The 17,570-nt window shown below is 63.7% G+C and carries 15 protein-coding genes; 6 read left to right on the top strand and 9 right to left on the bottom strand.

From position 1 onward, the window contains the following. Nucleotides 1-23: 23 nt before the first annotated feature. From GGR16_RS03955 to GGR16_RS03940, 4 genes are read right to left on the bottom strand one after another with little or no spacing between them, the layout of a single operon-like run. Nucleotides 24-797 carry an ABC transporter permease gene (locus GGR16_RS03955; protein WP_019400935.1) on the bottom strand — a complete coding sequence of 258 codons (774 nt, stop codon included), beginning with the start codon at nucleotides 795-797 and terminating at the stop codon, nucleotides 24-26. Beyond that, complete coding sequence (locus GGR16_RS03950) at nucleotides 781-1,608, bottom strand: ABC transporter ATP-binding protein (protein WP_183315754.1); 828 nt, start codon at nucleotides 1,606-1,608, stop codon at nucleotides 781-783. The genes GGR16_RS03955 and GGR16_RS03950 overlap by 17 nt, the downstream gene beginning before the upstream one ends. 14 nt (nucleotides 1,609-1,622) lie before the next feature. Continuing rightward, on the bottom strand, nucleotides 1,623-2,624 hold the full coding sequence (locus GGR16_RS03945; protein ID WP_019400933.1) for an ABC transporter substrate-binding protein: 1,002 nt from the start codon (nucleotides 2,622-2,624) through the stop codon (nucleotides 1,623-1,625). 47 nt (nucleotides 2,625-2,671) lie between these two features. After that, nucleotides 2,672-3,754 carry a 4-oxalomesaconate tautomerase gene (locus GGR16_RS03940; RefSeq protein WP_026014914.1) on the bottom strand — a complete coding sequence of 361 codons (1,083 nt, stop codon included), beginning with the start codon at nucleotides 3,752-3,754 and terminating at the stop codon, nucleotides 2,672-2,674. Between the two features lie 104 nt (nucleotides 3,755-3,858). On the opposite strand from GGR16_RS03940, the gene GGR16_RS03935 reads away from it, so the two are divergent. Further along, nucleotides 3,859-4,779, top strand: a complete 921-nt coding sequence (locus GGR16_RS03935; RefSeq protein ID WP_019400931.1) for a LysR family transcriptional regulator — start codon at nucleotides 3,859-3,861, stop codon at nucleotides 4,777-4,779. Between the two features lie 269 nt (nucleotides 4,780-5,048). On the opposite strand, the gene GGR16_RS03930 is transcribed toward GGR16_RS03935, so the two are convergent. Beyond that, a complete protein-coding gene (locus GGR16_RS03930) occupies nucleotides 5,049-5,858 on the bottom strand; it encodes an IclR family transcriptional regulator (protein WP_019400930.1) in 810 nt (269 codons plus the stop codon). Nucleotides 5,859-6,069: 211 nt separating this feature from the next. On the opposite strand from GGR16_RS03930, the gene GGR16_RS03925 reads away from it, so the two are divergent. From GGR16_RS03925 to GGR16_RS03915, 3 genes are all read left to right on the top strand, one after another. Beyond that, nucleotides 6,070-6,360 (top strand): DUF1330 domain-containing protein, encoded by a 291-nt coding sequence (locus GGR16_RS03925; protein ID WP_183315753.1) that lies wholly within the window; start codon nucleotides 6,070-6,072, stop codon nucleotides 6,358-6,360. A 217-nt stretch (nucleotides 6,361-6,577) separates the two neighbouring features. Continuing rightward, on the top strand, nucleotides 6,578-7,123 hold the full coding sequence (locus tag GGR16_RS03920; protein WP_019400928.1) for a TRAP transporter small permease: 546 nt from the start codon (nucleotides 6,578-6,580) through the stop codon (nucleotides 7,121-7,123). Further along, nucleotides 7,120-8,397 (top strand): TRAP transporter large permease, encoded by a 1,278-nt coding sequence (locus GGR16_RS03915; protein ID WP_019400927.1) that lies wholly within the window; start codon nucleotides 7,120-7,122, stop codon nucleotides 8,395-8,397. The genes GGR16_RS03920 and GGR16_RS03915 overlap by 4 nt, the downstream gene beginning before the upstream one ends. Before the next feature lie 411 nt (nucleotides 8,398-8,808). Here GGR16_RS03915 and GGR16_RS03910 read toward each other — a convergent pair whose 3' ends face one another. Further along, nucleotides 8,809-9,555 carry an SDR family oxidoreductase gene (locus GGR16_RS03910; RefSeq protein ID WP_183315752.1) on the bottom strand — a complete coding sequence of 249 codons (747 nt, stop codon included), beginning with the start codon at nucleotides 9,553-9,555 and terminating at the stop codon, nucleotides 8,809-8,811. 39 nt (nucleotides 9,556-9,594) lie between these two features. Beyond that, on the bottom strand, nucleotides 9,595-10,722 hold the full coding sequence (locus GGR16_RS03905; protein ID WP_026014911.1) for an iron-containing alcohol dehydrogenase: 1,128 nt from the start codon (nucleotides 10,720-10,722) through the stop codon (nucleotides 9,595-9,597). Between the two features lie 349 nt (nucleotides 10,723-11,071). Between GGR16_RS03905 and GGR16_RS03900 the strand changes: the two genes are divergently transcribed. Further along, nucleotides 11,072-12,016 carry a 2-hydroxyacid dehydrogenase gene (locus GGR16_RS03900; RefSeq protein WP_425486559.1) on the top strand — a complete coding sequence of 315 codons (945 nt, stop codon included), beginning with the start codon at nucleotides 11,072-11,074 and terminating at the stop codon, nucleotides 12,014-12,016. Between the two features lie 284 nt (nucleotides 12,017-12,300). Continuing rightward, complete coding sequence (locus tag GGR16_RS03895; RefSeq protein ID WP_183315751.1) at nucleotides 12,301-13,296, top strand: TRAP transporter substrate-binding protein; 996 nt, start codon at nucleotides 12,301-12,303, stop codon at nucleotides 13,294-13,296. A gap of 173 nt (nucleotides 13,297-13,469) precedes the next feature. Here the strand turns inward: GGR16_RS03895 and GGR16_RS03890 are convergent, their stop codons facing one another. Together GGR16_RS03890 and GGR16_RS03885 are read right to left on the bottom strand one after the other, a co-directional pair. Next, nucleotides 13,470-15,455 (bottom strand): hydantoinase B/oxoprolinase family protein, encoded by a 1,986-nt coding sequence (locus tag GGR16_RS03890; RefSeq protein ID WP_183315750.1) that lies wholly within the window; start codon nucleotides 15,453-15,455, stop codon nucleotides 13,470-13,472. Beyond that, nucleotides 15,452-17,500 (bottom strand): hydantoinase/oxoprolinase family protein, encoded by a 2,049-nt coding sequence (locus GGR16_RS03885; RefSeq protein WP_183315749.1) that lies wholly within the window; start codon nucleotides 17,498-17,500, stop codon nucleotides 15,452-15,454. The genes GGR16_RS03890 and GGR16_RS03885 overlap by 4 nt, the downstream gene beginning before the upstream one ends. Nucleotides 17,501-17,570 lie beyond the last annotated feature (70 nt).

The following is a 17,570-nucleotide window of genomic DNA, read 5'->3' as shown; positions in this document are numbered from 1 at the left end:
TCTGTCGGCGAGGCCCCTCCCCGTCACGCCGGTTTTTCTGCCACGTTCGGCCGCCACTTGATCAAGCGCTTCTCGGCCACGTCGAGAATGCTGTCGATCAGGAGCACGAAGACGGCGAGGACGAGAATTCCGGCGAAAACCCCGACGGCGTCGAAGTTGCCCTCCGCCTGGGCGATGAGATGCCCGAGACCGGCGGAGGAGCCGAGGTATTCGCCGATGATAGCGCCGACCACGGCAAAGCCCACGGACGTGCGCAGCGAGGAGAGAATCCAGCTCGCCGCTGCCGGGAAATAGACGTGACGCAACAGATCCGGCCGACTGGCGCCGAGAAGCCGGGCATTGGCGAGGACGACGGGATTGACCTCGCGCACACCCTGCATGGCGTTGAAGAACGTCACGAAAAAGACGAGCGTGACGGCGAGCGCCACCTTGGACCAGAGGCCGAGGCCGAGCCAGAGCACGAAGATGGGCGCCAGTACCACCCGGGGAACGGCGTTCAGGCACTTGATGAAGGGGTCGAGAATGCGCGCGGCCGACCGGCTCAGCCCCAGCCACACGCCCGCCGCCACGCCGAGGCCGGTGCCGATGAGATAGCCGAGCACGGTTTCAGTGAGCGTGGTCGTGACGTGCACATAAAAGCCTGCGTTCGTCACCCAGGCGACCACCTGATTGAAGATGTCGACGGGTGCAGGAAAGAAGAAGACGTCGATGACCCCAAGGACGACGCCGAGCTGCCACCCGCCGAGGACGGCGACCAGCAGGGCGAGCTGGATGAGGCGTTCAGTCGTGGCGTTCATAGCTCTTCTCCACTTCGCCGCGCAGCGACGACCAGATATTGCGGTAAAGATCGGTAAAGCGCTGATCGAGCTTGATCTCGGCAACGTCGCGCGGTCGCTCCAGGGCGACGGGGAAGCTGTCGATGACGCGCGAGCGGGGACCGGCCGCGAGTACCACCACGCGGTCACCGAGCGCGATCGCCTCTTCGAGATCGTGGGTGATCATGACGACGGCGCGCCGTTCCTCCTGCCACAGCCTCAGCAGCTCGTTCTGCATGAGGTGGCGGGTATGGATGTCGAGGGCCGAGAAGGGCTCGTCCATGAGGATCACCTTCGGCCCGCTGATGAGCGCCTGCGCCATCTGTACGCGCTTGCGCTGTCCGCCGGAAAGCTGGTGCGGATAGCGATCCTCGAACCCCTTCAGCCCGACCTTGGCGAGCCAGGTCGTTGCCCGCTCGCGCCGCTCCGCGGCACCCATGCCCTTGAACAGAGGGCCGAGCTCGACATTCTCCAGCGCCGTCTTCCAGGGCAGGAGAGCGTCCTGCTGGAAGAGATAGCCGATGTCGTTGCGCACGCCGCGGACCGGCGCCCCGTCGATGGAGACGGTGCCGCTCGCCGGCTTCAGCAGGCCGGCGACGGCGTTGAGGATGGTGCTCTTGCCGCAGCCGGTCGGGCCGACGATCGTGAGGAATTCGCCGTCGGCGACCGTCAGATCGACATTCTCGACCGCCACAAAGTCACCAAAGGACATGGTGACGGCGTCGACGCAGACCATCGGCTTCGAGGCGGACCGGGGCTGCACGGTTGTCTCTTTCACAATGGCGAGTGCCATGGCCTCCTCCCCGGTCAATTCGCGACAGCGCGCGGCGCGTCGAGAACGAACTTGTTCGTGTAGGTCTTTGACAGGTCGATCTTGGCCGCCGCGACCTTCTCGTTGAAAGTCCTGAGCACGGTGAGCGGGGTCTCGACGTCCTTTGCATCGAAGAGGCCATCGGCCGAGAAGATCGCCTTGGCTTTCTCGACCGCCTTCACATAGGTGTCGCGATCGCCCGAGATGAATTGCTGCGGCAGCTTGTCGACGATTTCTTCTGCGGAATGCGCCTTGATCCACGCCAAGGCCTTGACCGTGGCATTGGTGACCTTCTGGATGGTCTGCGGATGGGCGTCGATATAGCTCTGGGTGGCATAGAGCACCGAGGTCGGGTAGATGCCGCCATAGATCTCCCTGGCGCCGTCATCGCTGCGCCCATCGATCAGGATGGTGCCCACGCCCTTGGCCTCGATGAAGGTCGCCGCCGGATCGTAATTGACGAGCAGATCGACCTTGCCCTGTTCGAGCGCGGCCACGGCCGCGGAGCCGGAACCAACACCGATCAGCGACACGTCATCGGCTGCAAGGCCATGCCGCTGCAGATAGTAGCGCACGAAGAAGTCGGATGACGAACCGGGCGCGGTTATGCCGATCTTGGCGCCCTTGATCGTTTCCGGCTTGTCGGGGTCGAATGTGCTGCTCCTGCCGCCGGCGAGCACCAGGCCGGAGTTGCGGGCGAGTTGCACGAAGGCGACGACGTTCTTGTTCTGCGCCTGCATCTGGATCGTATGATCGTAGAAGCCGACGGCGATGTCTGTGGAGCCGGCGACGAGCGCCTGCAGCGTCTTGGAGCCGCCCGAGGCGAAATTCTCGACGGTGACGTCGAGGCCCTCCTGTTCGTACAGCCCGAGGCCGACAGCAACCGGGAACGGCAGATTGTTGAGGTTGAAGGAGCCGACGCTGATCCGCACCGGCTCCGCCAGGGCCGGACCGGCGAAAGCGGCGGTCGCCGCAAGGGCGAGTAAGAACTTGCGCATGGGTGTTTCCTCCTGGTTGTGCGGCGCCTCTGCGGGCACCGTGATCGTTAGGCTGCGCGGACGAACTGTCCGGCGGGCTTGGCGAAGACATGGCCTTCGAAGAGGCGGCGCGCCGTGCGCAGGATCCCCGCCACGACCTTGCCGTCCCGCTCCTGCAGCGCGACGTCGAGGTGACCGCTCGGATGCTCGATCGACAGGACGAGCGGCGGCTTGCGGGTGCCGATGACGCGCGATGCCAGCGTATCGTCGCTGATACAGGCCGTCACAATGCCGACGGCACCGGTCGTCGCCAGCGACGGATGGCATTGCTGCGGCATGAAATAGCGCACGCTGATGTCCCCGCCCGCCTTCGGCCGGGACATCAGCACCGGCTTGGGGATGACCTCGTTGCTCACGTCTCCCATGCCCATCCGCACGCCTGCAGCCCGCCGCAGGCTCTCGAGCCGCTCCAGAAGCGCCCCGTCGCCGTTGAGCACGGCTGCGGTCTCGTATCCGCTGACGCCGAGGGCCGCGGCCTCGACGAGCATCATTGGCATGGCGCAATCGATGCAGGTGACGGTGACGCCGTCGATGACATCGAGCGGCCGCCCGGTGGGAAACAGCTTGCCTGTGCGCGCGCCCGCCGCATCGACGAAGGTCAGCGCGATCGGCGCGGCCGAACCGGGGACCCCGTCGATGGCCGCATCGCCGAGATAGGAGACGCCGCCGTTCGGCGTCGGCACCTCGGCCTCGATCAGCTTGCCGGTATTGACGTTATGGATGCACACGCGCGTCGTCGTCCCCCGCACGGGCACGAGCCCGGCCTCGATGGCGAAGGGGCCCACAGCCGCGAGCATGTTGCCGCAGTTGGGCGAGGTATCGACGATGTTGCGATCGATCCGCACCTGCGCGAAGAGGTAGTCGACATCCGCTCCCGCAATGCTCGCCGGGCCGACAATGGCCACCTTGCTCGTCACCGGATTGCCGCCGCCGATGCCGTCGATCTGCAGCGGATGGCCGGAGCCCATCACCGACAGCAGGATCCTGTCGCGCTCGGCCTCATCCGTCGGCAGGTCCCGCGCCAGGAAGAAGGGCCCCTTCGAGGTGCCGCCGCGCATCAGAACGCACGGAATGGGCAACAGGTCGTTCATCCTTGTGCCCCCGCAGGAGTTATGCGATTGCCGTATCAATCAACGGCATTATTCCGTCGGAGCATTGATATGTTAAATGCCAATATTTCCAGAATTGATGCGCAATGAGCATCAATTGCGAGATCCTCGATCTGCGCGCCTTCCTGAGCGTCGTGGAACTGGCGAGTTTCCACCGCGCGGCGGAGGCGCTGCACATCTCACAGCCGGCCTTGAGCCGCCGCATCCAGAAGCTGGAGACGGTGATCGGCGCCCCGCTCCTTGAGCGCACCACACGCCATGTGTCGCCGACCGCGCTCGGGGTGGAACTTGTCCCACTGGTCAGGCGCATGCTGGAGGAATTCGACGGATCGCTGTTCTCCGTGCGCGAGATCGGCGTCAATCGTGGCGGGCTCGTCACCATCGCCTGCCTGCCCACGGCCGCCTTTTACTTCCTGCCGACCGTCATCCGGCAGTTCAATGCGGAGTATCCGAACATCCGCTTCCGCATCCTCGACCTGCCGGCGACGGAGGGGCTGCAGGCGGTGGCACGCGGCGAGGTCGAGTTCGGCATCAACATCATGGGCACGTCGGACCCTGACCTCGCCTTCGACCGGCTGGTGGAGGATCCCTTCGTGCTCGCGGCCCGCAAGGACCATCCGCTCGCCGCCCGGCCGGAGGTGCGCTGGGCCGATCTTGCGCCCTACCACCTCATCACGGTCTACAGGTCGAGCGCCAACCGCACCCTGCTCGATTCCGCGCTGGCGAAATCGAACATCAAGCTGCGTTGGTTCTACGAGGTGACACACCTGTCGACGTCGCTCGGGCTGGTCGAGGCCGGGCTCGGCATATCGGTACTGCCGCAGATGGCGACGCCGCAAGGCGAGCACCCGTTCCTCGTCACGCGCCCCATCCGCAACCCGGAAATCTCGCGCACGATCGGCGTCGTCCGCCGCCGAGGCGCATCGCTTTCGCCCGCGGCCGAGCGCTTCTTGCACATGCTCATGGGAACCTGGGGGAAGGCGGCGCTCGCCGGGATCAAGGCCTGAGACGGCGCTTGCGGGGCGTGAGCGCCGGACCTGCGCAACAGCATCCCGTTGCACGTCGTCAAACAGTCCGAGGCCAGACGGGCTTCGTCCTCCTGCCAAGGCGCCGGGTCGTCGAGCGCTCCTTCGCCTGGGGCACCGCTTCCGACGATCGCGCGCAATGACGGGCTCAGGTCAAGTGCTCCAGATCCAGCGGCAGCCAAGCTGCCGGCGCCCGAGGTCACCGGGCACGAGCACGACTGTCTTTCGATGCCTTTCCCCGAACGACGGCGCTACAGAATCCTGGACAATTCGGCGGTGATCCGTTTCGCCGTCTGACGCACCAGCCTGGCGCAGAGTTCGTGACGTCGCGCGTCGTGCCGGTATACCGGCATACTGACGCTTATCGCTCCGACCGGATCCCGCTGACGATTGAAGATGGGGCTGCCGAGACAACGAATGTCCGGCTCGTTCTCCTCGTCATCGAATGCAAACCCCTGCTCGCGCGTCCGCTTCAGTTCCTCGAGCAGCGCCTCGGGCGTGGTTAGCGTCTTGGCGGTGTGGCGCTTTAACTCCAGCCCCTTGATGACTTCCAGCAACCGCTCGTCCGGCAGGCCGGACAGCCACGCCTTGCCCACGGATGTGGAGTGAAGTTCAACCTGGCCGCCAATGCTCGTCTTCATCTGAACTGTGCTGGAGCCAACCAACTTGTCTATGTAGACCATCCGGTTGTTGCTGGGCACCGCAAGGTGCACGGCCTCATCCGTCGCGTCGCGGAGCGATACCAGAAAGTCCCTTGCGATCGTCCGCAGGTCGGAATCCTCCCAGGTCTTGGCAGCGAGCTGGAGAAGGCGCGGCCCAAGGCGAAACGTTCCGCTCTCCCCGGACTGTGTGATGAGTCCCTCGGCGACGAGCGCCGACACGAGCCGGTAGACCGTCCCCCGCGGGAAACGCGCACGCTTGGTCAGTTGGGCAATGTCCAGTGTCCCGGGGGAATCCGCGATGATCTGGAGCACCGTCATGAACTTCGAGAACGAAGCCGCTCCCTGCACGGGATGGGGAGCCCTCACATCTGCTTCGTCCTGGAGGTCACTCAGGCTCATGGCATAACTCCTCGCAAGCTTGACAACTGAACATGGCGGCACTACACGTTCGTGGACAAAATGTCCATATTGTAGTCAATGTTCCGCAATGCGCTCCTAGTCGTATGATCGGGGAGGATCAACGGCAAGCTCACGTGCACCGAACGTGAATGCATCGGGCTGTCCGACCTTCGGCGAGAGGGGGCGGGAATTGCTGCTGGGAGGAAAAGCAATGACAAAAAAAGGTTACTGGGTTGCAATGGTCGATATTGCAGACCAGGAGGGCTACAAAGAATACATTGCCTTGAACAAGGCCGCTTTCGACAAATACGGCGCGACTTTTGTCGTTCGCGCCGGAAGACACCAGGTCATGGAAGGGCCGGACGCGAACCGCGTGGCTGTGATCGAGTTCAAGGACTACGAGACTGCCCTCGCCTGCTACAACTCCCCCGAGTATCGGAAGGCCATCGAGGCACGCGCCAAGTACGCCAAGGCACATCTGACCGTGGTGGAAGGCGTCTGACGCCGGAAGCATGGCTTGAAACCTCCTGTCGTAGTGGTTGGAGGGAACGTCGCTTTTGCCCCTGCGCGCTGTTCAACTGGAATGGCAGCACAGGCCTTACGCGACAGGGCGTTTCTTTCCCGACCAGCATGCGGGTAGCGCCATGCTCACGGCTCTCCGTATCTCCGTCGGAGTACGGCAAGGCGTCGCATGAGCGCACAACATTCTGGAAGCAGCTATGCCCATACCATTGCAGCGGCTTTTCAAGGTTTTTGACGTCCTCATCGTCGCCGGCATGGCCGTCATGAGCCTCCTCGTCTTCTCAAATGTCGTGCTGCGGTACGGGTTCAGCTCGGGCATTGCGTTTTCCGTAGAAGTTTCCCGCGTGCTCTTCGTGTGGATCATCTTCCTGGGTTCCGCGGTTGCGCTGGCCAAGGGTGCACATCTCAGCGTCGACACCTTGGTATCCCGGTTCCCCCGAAAGGCGCGCTTCGCCTGCTTTCTTGTTTCCTACGGCCTGATGCTCTGGTGTTGCTGGCTCCTGGCGAAGGGCAGCTGGTCGCTAACCGTCATCGAATGGAACAACCGCGCTGCACTGTCGGGGCTGCCCGTCGGCCTCACCTACGCGGCGGCGCTCGTCGCTGCCATCACGATGGCTCTGTGTCTCATTGTCGGGCTGTGGCAATCACTGCGCGGCAGCCTGCCCGTCACATGGGCGGGCGCAGACACCGCTGAGCCGCCGCTGACAGTGATTCCCGCGCTACCGTCGGAGAAAATGCCGTGAGCGGCGTTGTATTTCTTGGCTCCCTTCTGGGTGCGATCGGCATCGGGATTCCCATCGGCTTCGCCCTTATGCTGTCGGCGGTCGCGCTGATGATCCTGCTGGGAAATCTGGATGCGCAGATCCTCGCGCAGCGACTGGTGAATGGCGCGGACAGCTATCCGCTGATGGCGATCCCGTTTTTCCTCATTGCCGGCGAACTCATGAATGCCGGCGGCCTGTCCCGCCGCATCGTGCATATGGCCCTGGCGCTCGTCGGCCACCTGCGTGGCGGGCTCGGGTACGTGGTCATCGGCACCGGCCTGCTGATGGCCAGCCTCTCCGGATCCGCCATCGCGGACACGGCGACGCTTGCGGTCATGCTGGTCCCCCTCATGCGGGATGCGGGCTACAACATGGATCGAGCGACGGGCCTGATGGCCTCGACCGGCATCATTGCCCCGGTCATCCCGCCCTCTGTCGGCTTCATCATCCTGGGCGTCACCGCAAACATCTCCATCATCGGCCTGTTTCTGGCTGGAATCGTGCCAGGCATCCTGATGGGAGTGAGCCTCATCCTCGCCTGGTGGTTCGTCTCCAAGAAGGAAACGGCTGCGGTGCGCCCCAAGGTGCCGCGCAGGGATATCCCGAAAGCGATCGTGACCGCCGGCTGGGCTTTGATGCTGCCGGTGATCATCCTGGTCGGACTGCGGTTTGGCGTCTTCACCCCGACAGAAGCCGGCGTCGTTGCCGCCGCTTATGCACTGTTCGTGGGACTGGTCGTTTACCGGGAGCTGACGCCGAAGCTGCTCTACGAAGCCCTGCTCGCCGCCGGTCGCATGACGGCTGTGATCATGCTGCTGGTGGCGGCCTCGATGGTCACCGGCTTCATGATGGCGATCTCCAATCTGCCCGGCCAGCTTGTTGCTCTTCTCAGGCCATTCATCGAAACGCCGACCCTGCTGATGGCCATGATCGTCCTGGCGATCTTCATCATCGGCATGGTGCTCGATTTTGCACCTTCGATCACCATCTTGGTGCCCATCCTCATGCCGCTGGTGAATGCGGCCGGGATCGACCCGGTCTATTTCGGGGTCATCTTCATCATGACCGCTGCGGTCGGCATGACCACGCCTCCCGTCGGAACCGTTCTCAACACGGTGTGCGGGATCAGCGGGGTGAGAATGGGATCAGCCCTGAAGGGCGTCTGGCCTTTCCTTCTGGCCGAGATGATCCTCCTCGTGTTGTTGGTCATCTTCCCGCAGCTGGTGACCGTGCCAGCGTCCTGGTTGCATTGAAACGCGAAGGGTGGAGAGAGCTGGACACTGCGGGGAACTCTTTCAGCCATTAGCGCCTGGAGTTTGCCGGTCTCCCAGTGTCGGATTTTCCTGAACGCGCCCATTGGACCCTGCGGCCCGGGTTGATCCTTCGTCTCAATCGTCGACTTGCACAGCGGAGCCCCCATTCAGGTACTGGCACCGCCGTATTCCTGCGCGGCGCCACTTTCCCGTTCGTACTGTCCTGATGAAGCGGAAGGCCGGTGCAGGGAGAAGGCCCGGCCGGCACTGGCGGAGTTGCAGTTGCTGGCGCCGGTCGGCGTCGCCCCGCGCCTTGCTGCGCCTATACGATATCGTGCGATGCCAAGGGGGATCTGCAGGCTTCGCCAAGAGCCGGGCCAAGAACCGGGTCGAGGCGACGCTATCGGGGCATCAGAGCCCCCCGGACACCGTGATCAGGGTGCCTGTCACGAAGCCGGACCCCGGAGACGCAAGCCACAGGGTCGCGCGCGCGATGTCTTCAGGCTCCGCGATCCTGCCCATGGGCGTTACCGCCGCAATCCTCGCCGGTCGCTCGGGGTTTCCGCCCTGCGTATGTATCCGCGTGTTGGTGGTGCCGACGCGTATCGCATTCACGCGGATGCCCTCCGGCGCCAGCTCCTTGCCCGCGCCGATGGAGATGGATTCGACCGCACCCTTGCTCGCGGCGTAGTGCACATATTCGTTGGGGCTACCAAGGCAGGCCGCGAGGGACGACATGTTCACGATCGTCCCGCCCTTCCCGCCCCTACGGGTCGACATACGTTTCGCGGCCTCTTGGATGCAATATATGACGCCGAATACATTCACCCTGAAGGTTCTCTCCAGGGTTGCAGGCTGCAGATCCTCGATTCTGCAGGCGTTCCCGATGATCCCTGCATTGTTGACCAGGCAGGTCACCCGCCCGAGTGCATCGTCGCAGGCGCTAAACAGCGCCTGGATATCCTCGATCTTCCCCATGTCTCCCTGCACCGCGACGGCGCGGGCTCCTGCGGCCTTGCAGTCGTCAACGACCCTGGATGCAGCCGCAGCGTCCGAGAGATAATTTATGCAGACATCGTAGCCTTCGGCCGCGAACAGCCGAGCTGTCGCGGCGCCGATGCCGTGGCTTGCGCCTGTTACGATTGCAATCGGTCTCAAGGAATTGCCTCCCGCTCCCTGTCTGACGGCGTTCCCGGCCTAGAAGACGGCCTCAAGGATCGCGGCGTAGTCTTCCTTGGTCAGCGGGCGTGGATTGGTGGGGTGGCTGTGATCTGCGATCGCCCGCTCGCACACCCAATCGATGACATGCCGGGGCACACCCAGTTCGGACAATTTCGGCGTGATGCCCAGACTGCGGTTCAACTCGTCCAGCGCGTCCGCGAGCGTTGTCCTTTCAAGTCCTGCCAGGCTCTCGAGGTAGCGGACCTTTTCAGCCACGGCCTCGACCGTCACGTTCCACCGGACGACTGTCGGCAGCAGGATGGCGTTGAGCGTCCCATGATGGAGCTGCACCTCCTTCAGGCCACCCAGGGCGTGGCTGAGCGCATGCACGGCCCCAAGACCCTTCTGGAACGTCATGCCCCCTTCGAGGGCCCCCATCATGAGGTCGGTCCGCGCCTGCGCGTTCGAGCCATCCGCGTAGGCGACGGGCAAAGCCTTCCAGATGCGTTTGAAGCCGTCGACGGCAATTGCCTCGGCAGGCGGATTGTAACGGGGAGAAAGGTACGTCTCGATGCAGTGGGACAGCGCGTCGATCCCCGTCGACGCCGTCAAAGCCGCAGGAAGCCCCATCGTCAACTCCGGGTCACAGATCGCCCTGCGCGGGATCAGATGGGGGCTGATGAACCCCAACTTCCGGCCATCATCCAGCGTAATCAGTGCTGCGCGCCCGACCTCGGATCCCGTGCCCGCGGTGGTCGGAACGGCCACGAGCGGCGCGACCGCGCCTGTGATACGTGCCACGCCGCCCAGGATCGCCGCATAGCGCTCAAGTTCGCCGTCGTGCGTGGCGAGCAGCGCAACACCCTTGGCCAGGTCAATCGGGGAGCCCCCGCCAATCGCCACCACCCCGTCGCAACCGCTTTGTCTGTATAGCTTCAGACCGGCTGCAACTGCGCCCTCGGTCGGGTTGGAGGGGACGTCCAGGAAGGTCGGCGCGGTGTTCAGAAATGCGAAAGCACGGCGCTGAAGCAGGCCAGCGGCCCGGACTCCGTGATCGCTGATCACCAGGGGGTTCGACACTCCGAGTTCGCGCAACGTTTCCGCTAACGACTCGGCCGCCCCAAGCCCGAAACTAATGCTCGTAAGATAATTTATAGTATTCACGCTGCGCGTATTCACGCTACCGATCTCCTCGATGTACCCGCCCCCAATGCACCGCCGCAGCCACCCGGTGGCACTCGGCACGTTTTGAGGAGCCGTGCAGAACGTGACGTCCCACCACTCTGGTCCACATTGTGGACATATTGCCCAAGCATCAATCGGAACGTTGCAAATGTCAAGCGTAGCGTTTCGTAAGTCCGCTGCTACGGCCATTGACAAGCGGCGTTATGAGCCCAACATCGATGTGGGCATATTGACTACATTATGGACAGTTTGTCGGTGACGTTAGGGTTGCACTGATCCGCTCGCGGAAATTCGCGGCGGCGGTGACGTCCCGACGGGAGGAAAACCGTTGTCGAACCCCGCCGCGACCGTGCTGATCCCAGGCTGGATGCACGAGCATGCACGGCGCATGCTCGGTACGCAGTTCAACCTGGTCGAAATCCCTGACGGGGACATTCACGCCCGTCTGCCCCAGGAGATACGGGCTTCAATTCGTGGTGTGGCCTGCCGTACCAGAATCGACGGTCAGTTCATTGACGCCCTTCCCAACCTAGAGATCATCGCCAGCTACGGCGTCGGCTACGAGGCCGTGGATGCTGCCTATGCACGCAGCAAGAACATCATCGTGACCAACACCCCTGACGTCCTGAATGAGGAGGTCGCCGATCTCACATTGGGGCTCCTTGTCAGCGTCGTGCGCGAGATACCAAAGGCGCACGCCTTCGTCCGCGAAGGCCGCTGGAAGACGTCGGAATACCCGCTCAGCCGCAACACGCTGCGAAACCGCAGGGTAGGTATTTACGGAATGGGTCGGATCGGGCGCTGCATCGCCCGGCGGATCGAAGCATTCGGGCTTCCTGTCGCCTACTATAGCCGGCGCCCGGCTGACGGAGTCGCGTACGACTACTGTCCCTCGCTGCTCGAACTTGCCTATGCCGTCGACGTGCTCATCGCCACCGTTCCCGGGGACGCTCCGACCGCAAGGACCGTGAATGCCGACGTGCTGTCTGCCCTTGGACCGGAGGGCGTGTTCATCAATGTCGGCCGCGGAACTGTGGTGGACGAGGATGCATTGATCGACGCCCTGCGGACAGGAACCATTGCGGCCGCCGGTCTCGATGTCATTGCGGATGAGCCCAATGTCTCGGATGACATGCTGGCGCTCGATAGTCTGACGATCTTGCCGCACATCGGATCCGCGTCGGTCGCGACGCGCACCGCAATGGCTGACCTCCTCGCGCGGAACTTGATCGCCTGGTTCCAAAGCGGAGCGGCGATTACGCCTGTGCCCTAGCCCCCGATCGACAGGGAGGGCCGCGCGCCCTCAACCGGCGCGGCGGGCACGGCGTTTGCCCGACGCCAGCCATCTCGTCGCCGCGCGACGGAGCGTACCGAAGGAGCGTTGACAATCGGCGAGTAGTCTACCCATCATATCCTGCTGGACAATACGCCCATATTGTGGACAACCCTTTTCCAGTTCAGCGTTTGGGGGCGCAATAAACGAAATACCGGACTTGTTCGCGTCTGAGGACAATCCGCACATCCTGGTTCCGTGAACCATCCTGGGGAGGAGAACTCATGAAACATTCGCTTCTCACTGCGGCAGTTGTCGCGGGCCTTCTGGCCGCCGCTCCGGCCATGGCCCAGAGTGCCCGCCTAGGCTACGTGCCCACGGAAGATCATCCGGTGGGGCAGGCTTCGCGTTATTTCGCGAAGCTGGTCGAAGAGAAGACCGGCGGTCGCATCACCATCGAGACCTTCGGCAACGGGGTGCTCGGCAGCGAGCCCGACATGCAGGCGTCGGTTCAGGCCGGCTTCATCGACATCATGGTTGGCCCGACGCCCAATCTGGTAGGCGTCGTTCCGGAATTCATGATCTACGACCTGCCGTTCTTCTACAAGGACTTCGCCGCGGTGGATGCCGTGATGGACGGCGCTGTCGGCGAGCGCCTGTTCTCGCTGCTAAAGGAAAAGACCGGCATCGTGGGCCTTGCCTGGTGGGACAACGGGTTCCGCCACATGACCAACGCCATTCGCCCCGTCAATACAGCGGAGGATATGGCCGGGCTTAACATCCGGGTCATCCCTAACCCGCTGTTCATCGCGACCTGGAAGGCTTTGGGAACCAATCCGACGCCGCTTCCCTGGCCTGAACTTTACGCCGCTCTCGAGAATCGCGCGGTCGACGGTCAGGAGACCCCCTACGCCCTGATCTACACCGCCAGGTTCTATGAAGTGCAGAGCCATCTGGCCAAGACGGGCCATGTCTATACGCCGTTCGTCCTCCTTGCCAGCCAGAAGTGGTTTGGAAGCCTGTCGGAGGAAGACAAGGCGCTCGTCATGGAAGCGGCAAAGGAGTCGGCAACCTTCCAGCGGGACGTTTCTCGCAAGTCGGCGGAGGATCTGGAGCAGGAACTCGTGGCGAAGGGCTTCAAGATTACCCAGCCCACGCCCGAAGCCCTCGCAGCCATGCGCGAGCGCGTTGCACCTGTCGTGAAGGAATACAGCGAGAAGATCGGCGCGGATGTGGTCGAGCAGGCACGAGCGGCTATGGCTGCAGTCGCCGGTCAGTAAAGAACATGCCTATGTCGGCGATGCGGTGCAGCGCCGCATCGCCACGTCTTTAAATGCAATCGGATCTCGAACTCATGGTCATTATTTGGCCAACGCAATATTCGCGACACAGATCGTCGCCTCAAGTAAGAGCCGATGATCCGGTGCGACCGGCATATGCGATGGTCGATCCCCTACGAAGCCTTCGGGAGATCGGCGAAGCGGTCTGTCACCTGAGTGTAGGCTCTATAGACCTCATCCACGCCATCTGATCCGTCGACGGGCGGACGCTGAATCTGCCGGAAGATTTCGTGCTTGACGAAGTAGCGCCATGTCACGGGAAGCTTAGCGAGAAGGCCAGTCAACACACCATAGCGCGCTTCAGTCCACACCGCCTCGAAGGCCAACCTACCCGGACCGTGTCCAAACTCGGCCCAATCGGCGTCGCTGCGCATTTGTCCGCGCAACTGCGTGGTCGCTGCCTTGTCGACCCCGCCATCGACCGCGATAACGACACCATAATCGCTCTTCGCCCGATCCGCCGAAACCAACCCTCGCCGAACGTCGGCAAGCACCTTCTCGACGGGCCGGTCCAGCGGCGAGCCGTAGCCCCCGCCACCCGGCCCTTGGATCAGGATGACGTCGCCGGGATTGCATTTCACCAGATCCTGCGATCCGAGCTCGATAGCGCCCGCCGTACCGGGATTCTTGACGAAGCGCGAGACGGCGCCCGAGCGACCGCCACGTAGTCCCCAGGCAGAAATGACGGAGCGGTCCCGGTTGCGGGCGGTCACCATGGACTGGGGCTGGTCGAGCTGGAGCTCCATTTCGAGGCCGGTCCCGCCGCGATACTTGCCTGGACCGCCTGAATCCGCCACGAGACCATAGCGCTTGATGCGAACCGGGATCTCGGCCTCGCTGATCTCGACCGGTGTATTCTTCAGGAAGGAGAGATTGGCGCCGCTTCCATCGGCGCCATCGCCGAAGGTGCTGCCGCCGGCGCCGCCGCCGACCGGGCCGACAGAGGCCATGATGGGCCGGCCCGCGCGCGTGCTGGTTTTGATGTTCATCAACGTGACGGAACTTGCCGGAGATGCCGGCATGCGATCCGGCAAGGCACGGCAGAAGGCGCCGAGGGTAACCGTCTGGGCAAGGGTGCAGGCGAGCGTCCGCATGCCGACGGCGACGGGCTCGACCGCATTCATGATCGTGCCTTCCGGCAGGATCGCGCGCGTGGGTCGCATCAGCCCCGCATTCAGCATCATCGTCGGGTCGAGGCAGTAGAGCGCATAGACCGTACCTACCGTCACCAGCGCGTGGCGTTCCTTGCCGCCGGTCGGCATGTTGTGGGAGGTGGCCAGCTGCGGGTCGGAGCCGGTGAAGTCCAGTGTCAGCGTATCGCCATGCACCTTCAGCGTCACGGCGACGCGGACCGGATAGCCGCCGGCCTCGTCCTCGTCGGCATAATCGGCGAAGAAATACTCGCCGTCAGGAATCTCCCGGATGACGGCGCGGGCCTGATTGTCGGCGTAGTCGAGCAACTGGTCGAGGCCCGCGACGAAATTGTCCTTGCCGAAGCGGTCGAGGATCTCGTGGATCTTGCGCTCGCCGACATTGGCGCAGGCGATCTGGGCATTGAGGTCGCCCCAGTTCTGCTCGGGCAGCCGAACGTTGTGGGCGATGATGTCGAGCAGGTCTTTGTTCAGCATTCCGCCGCGCATCAATCGCATCGGCGGAATGCGCAGGCCTTCCTGCTGAATCTCGGTCAGCGTGCGCGAGAGGGTCGCGGGGACTGCACCGCCGACATCGGTGTTGTGGATGTGATTGCCGACGAAGCAGACGATCTCGCCATCGCGGAAGACCGGCTTCCACATATGGATGTCGGGCGTATGCGTCGCGACATGGCCGGCGTAGGGGTCGCTAGTGATGCAGATGTCGCCTTCCTGATAGTCGAAGCGCTTGATCACATCGCCATAGTCGAGGCCGGTATACCACGTCGCGCCGAAGGTTTTGGGCGAGGCCACGGTCAAACCGTCGCGGGTCAGCACCTGGCAGGAGAAGTCCTCTGTCTCCTTGACGAAGGTGGAATAGGCCGTACGCATCAGCGTCCAGCCCATGCTCTCGGCGGCGGCCGCGCAGTAATTGGCCAGAACCTGCAGCGTGGTGTTGTCGAGTTTCACGGCCGGATCTCCGGAACGATGCGAAGGTTGGCATATTCGTCGACGCTGACAGCCATGTTCGGCAGGACGACGGTGGTGCAGTCGTCCTGGGTGACGACGGCCGGGCCCGCGAAGCTCTGGCCGGGCTTCAGATCGCTCCGGGCAAAGACCGCGACGCTGCGCAGCGCTCCGTCGAGCCAGACCTCGGCATGGCGGCGGGGGCTTGCGGCTTCCGAGACCAGCGCGTGGCGCTTGAACTCAGGGCGAGCGGTGCGCCCGCTGATGACGAGCCGCAGCGAGATGATCTGCACCGCCGCGGTGGGATCGCTGTGACCGTAGACACGTTCATGTTCGGCATGGAAGGCTCGCGCCAAGGCTGCGGTGTCATCGGCAACGATCGCGGCCGGATCCAGCGGGGTGTCGAGCTCGAAGGACTGGCCGCGATAGCGCATCTCGGCCGAATAGATCATGTGGCTTTCACCGGAATAGCTCTGATCCTCGTGCAGCCACGCTTTCGCCTTGGTCTCCAGCCGGGCGAACTCGCTGCGGATCGTCGCCCCCATGTCGGGAACGAGATCGCTGTAGAGCGTCTTGATGAAGTCGTTCTTGATATCGGCGATCAGCCCGCCCAGTGCGGACAGTACGCCCGGTGTCGGCGGCACTACGGTCTCGCGCATGTTGAGCTCACGCGACAGGAAGCAGGCCATCATCGGGCCGGCGCCGCCGAAGGCGAGGCAGGAGAAGTCGCGCGGATCGATGCCGAAACGCGAGACCAGCGCGCTGACGTCTGTGTACATGCCGGAGACGGCGATGCGGATGATCGCCTCGGCGGTTTCCTCGACCGTGCGGCCGAGCTTGGTCGCGAGTTCGCCGACGACCGAGCGTGCCTTTTCCCGGTCGATGGTGACGGCCGAATAACCGATCTCCGACAGGCCGACGAGGCCCAGCGCCGCAAAGGCGTCCGTGATGGTGGCGCGCTCGCCGCCACGACCATAACAGGCAGGGCCGGGGCGCGAGCCGGCGCTTTCCGGGCCGACCTTGAGCACGCCCTGAGCGTCGACCCAGGCGATCGAGCCGCCGCCCTCCCCGATCGAGCTCACGGAGACCGAGGGGATGTAGATCTGGAACTCTCCGATCAATTCGCCGACGCCGTATTGGGGCTGGCCGTCGACGATGACCGCGACGTCGGCGGACGTGCCGCCGATATCCAGGCTCATGCAGTTCTTGATGCCGGAAACCTCGGCGACGTAGGCGGCTCCGATGACGCCCGAGGCGGTGCCGGACAGGATCATCTGCACGCATTCGCTCTTGCCCTGCTCGGCGGTCATGACGCCGCCGTTGGACTTGGTGAGCCGCGGCTCTGGCGTGACGCCTGCCTCCTTCAGCGCTGACTGCAGAGAGCCCAGATAATGCGAGACGCGCGGCTGCACATAGGCGCCGATGGTGGCCGTGATGGTGCGCTCGTACTCACGGATGATCGGCCAGGTCTCGCTCGAAGCGAAGACCGGGATTTCCGGGGCGAGCCGCTCGGCGATCGCCTTGACCGCCTCCTCATGGGCGGGGTTGCGATAGGCGTGCAGAAGCGAGACGACGATGCCCTCGCAGCCCGCGGCTTTGGCCGCCTCGACCGCGCGGATCACGCTCGCCTCGTCGAGCGGGCAATCCTCGGTGCCGTCGGCCAGCAGGCGTCCGCCGATGCCGAAAACGAGATCGCGCGGGATCAGTGGATCGGGGCGCCTGGAGAGAAGGTTATACATGTCCGGGATCTTGAGACGCGCGACCTCGAGGACATCACGAAAGCCCTCGGTAGTGAACAGCGCGAGCTTCAGCCCCTCGCGCTGGATCACGGTGTTGATGCCGACCGTCGTGCCATGGGTGAAATAGGAGACCTCGGCGGGGGTGATCCCGTAGCGCTCGCCAATCAGCCTGAGGCCTTCCATGACCTCCGCCCCCGGCTGGTCGGGACGGGAGAAGGTCTTCAGCGTCTTCAGGCTCTGCGTCCCTTCGTCGAACACCGCGAAATCGGTGAACGAGCCGCCGATATCGACGCCCACACGGTAGCCCATGGAAACCTCCAGATGGTCTCGGGCGCGAGCGCGCGCTTGCGGCGCCGCGCTCGCGGATCAGAATGGGCTG

It is taken from the genome of Chelatococcus caeni (genome assembly GCF_014196925.1).
GTDB classification, from domain to species: domain Bacteria; phylum Pseudomonadota; class Alphaproteobacteria; order Rhizobiales; family Beijerinckiaceae; genus Chelatococcus_A; species Chelatococcus_A caeni.
This window is presented reverse-complemented; position numbering and strand designations above follow the sequence as displayed.

Bases quoted from the DNA above. Each gene is read 5' to 3' on its own strand.
- GGR16_RS03955 (WP_019400935.1), bottom strand. From the start codon at position 797: ATGAACGCCACGACTGAACGCCTCATCCAGCTCGCCCTGCTGGTCGCC.
- GGR16_RS03950 (WP_183315754.1), bottom strand. From the start codon at position 1,608: ATGGCACTCGCCATTGTGAAAGAGACAACCGTGCAGCCCCGGTCCGCC.
- GGR16_RS03945 (WP_019400933.1), bottom strand. From the start codon at position 2,624: ATGCGCAAGTTCTTACTCGCCCTTGCGGCGACCGCCGCTTTCGCCGGT.
- GGR16_RS03940 (WP_026014914.1), bottom strand. From the start codon at position 3,754: ATGAACGACCTGTTGCCCATTCCGTGCGTTCTGATGCGCGGCGGCACC.
- GGR16_RS03935 (WP_019400931.1), top strand. From the start codon at position 3,859: ATGAGCATCAATTGCGAGATCCTCGATCTGCGCGCCTTCCTGAGCGTC.
- GGR16_RS03930 (WP_019400930.1), bottom strand. From the start codon at position 5,858: ATGAGCCTGAGTGACCTCCAGGACGAAGCAGATGTGAGGGCTCCCCAT.
- GGR16_RS03925 (WP_183315753.1), top strand. From the start codon at position 6,070: ATGACAAAAAAAGGTTACTGGGTTGCAATGGTCGATATTGCAGACCAG.
- GGR16_RS03920 (WP_019400928.1), top strand. From the start codon at position 6,578: ATGCCCATACCATTGCAGCGGCTTTTCAAGGTTTTTGACGTCCTCATC.
- GGR16_RS03895 (WP_183315751.1), top strand. From the start codon at position 12,301: ATGAAACATTCGCTTCTCACTGCGGCAGTTGTCGCGGGCCTTCTGGCC.
- GGR16_RS03885 (WP_183315749.1), bottom strand. From the start codon at position 17,500: ATGGGCTACCGTGTGGGCGTCGATATCGGCGGCTCGTTCACCGATTTC.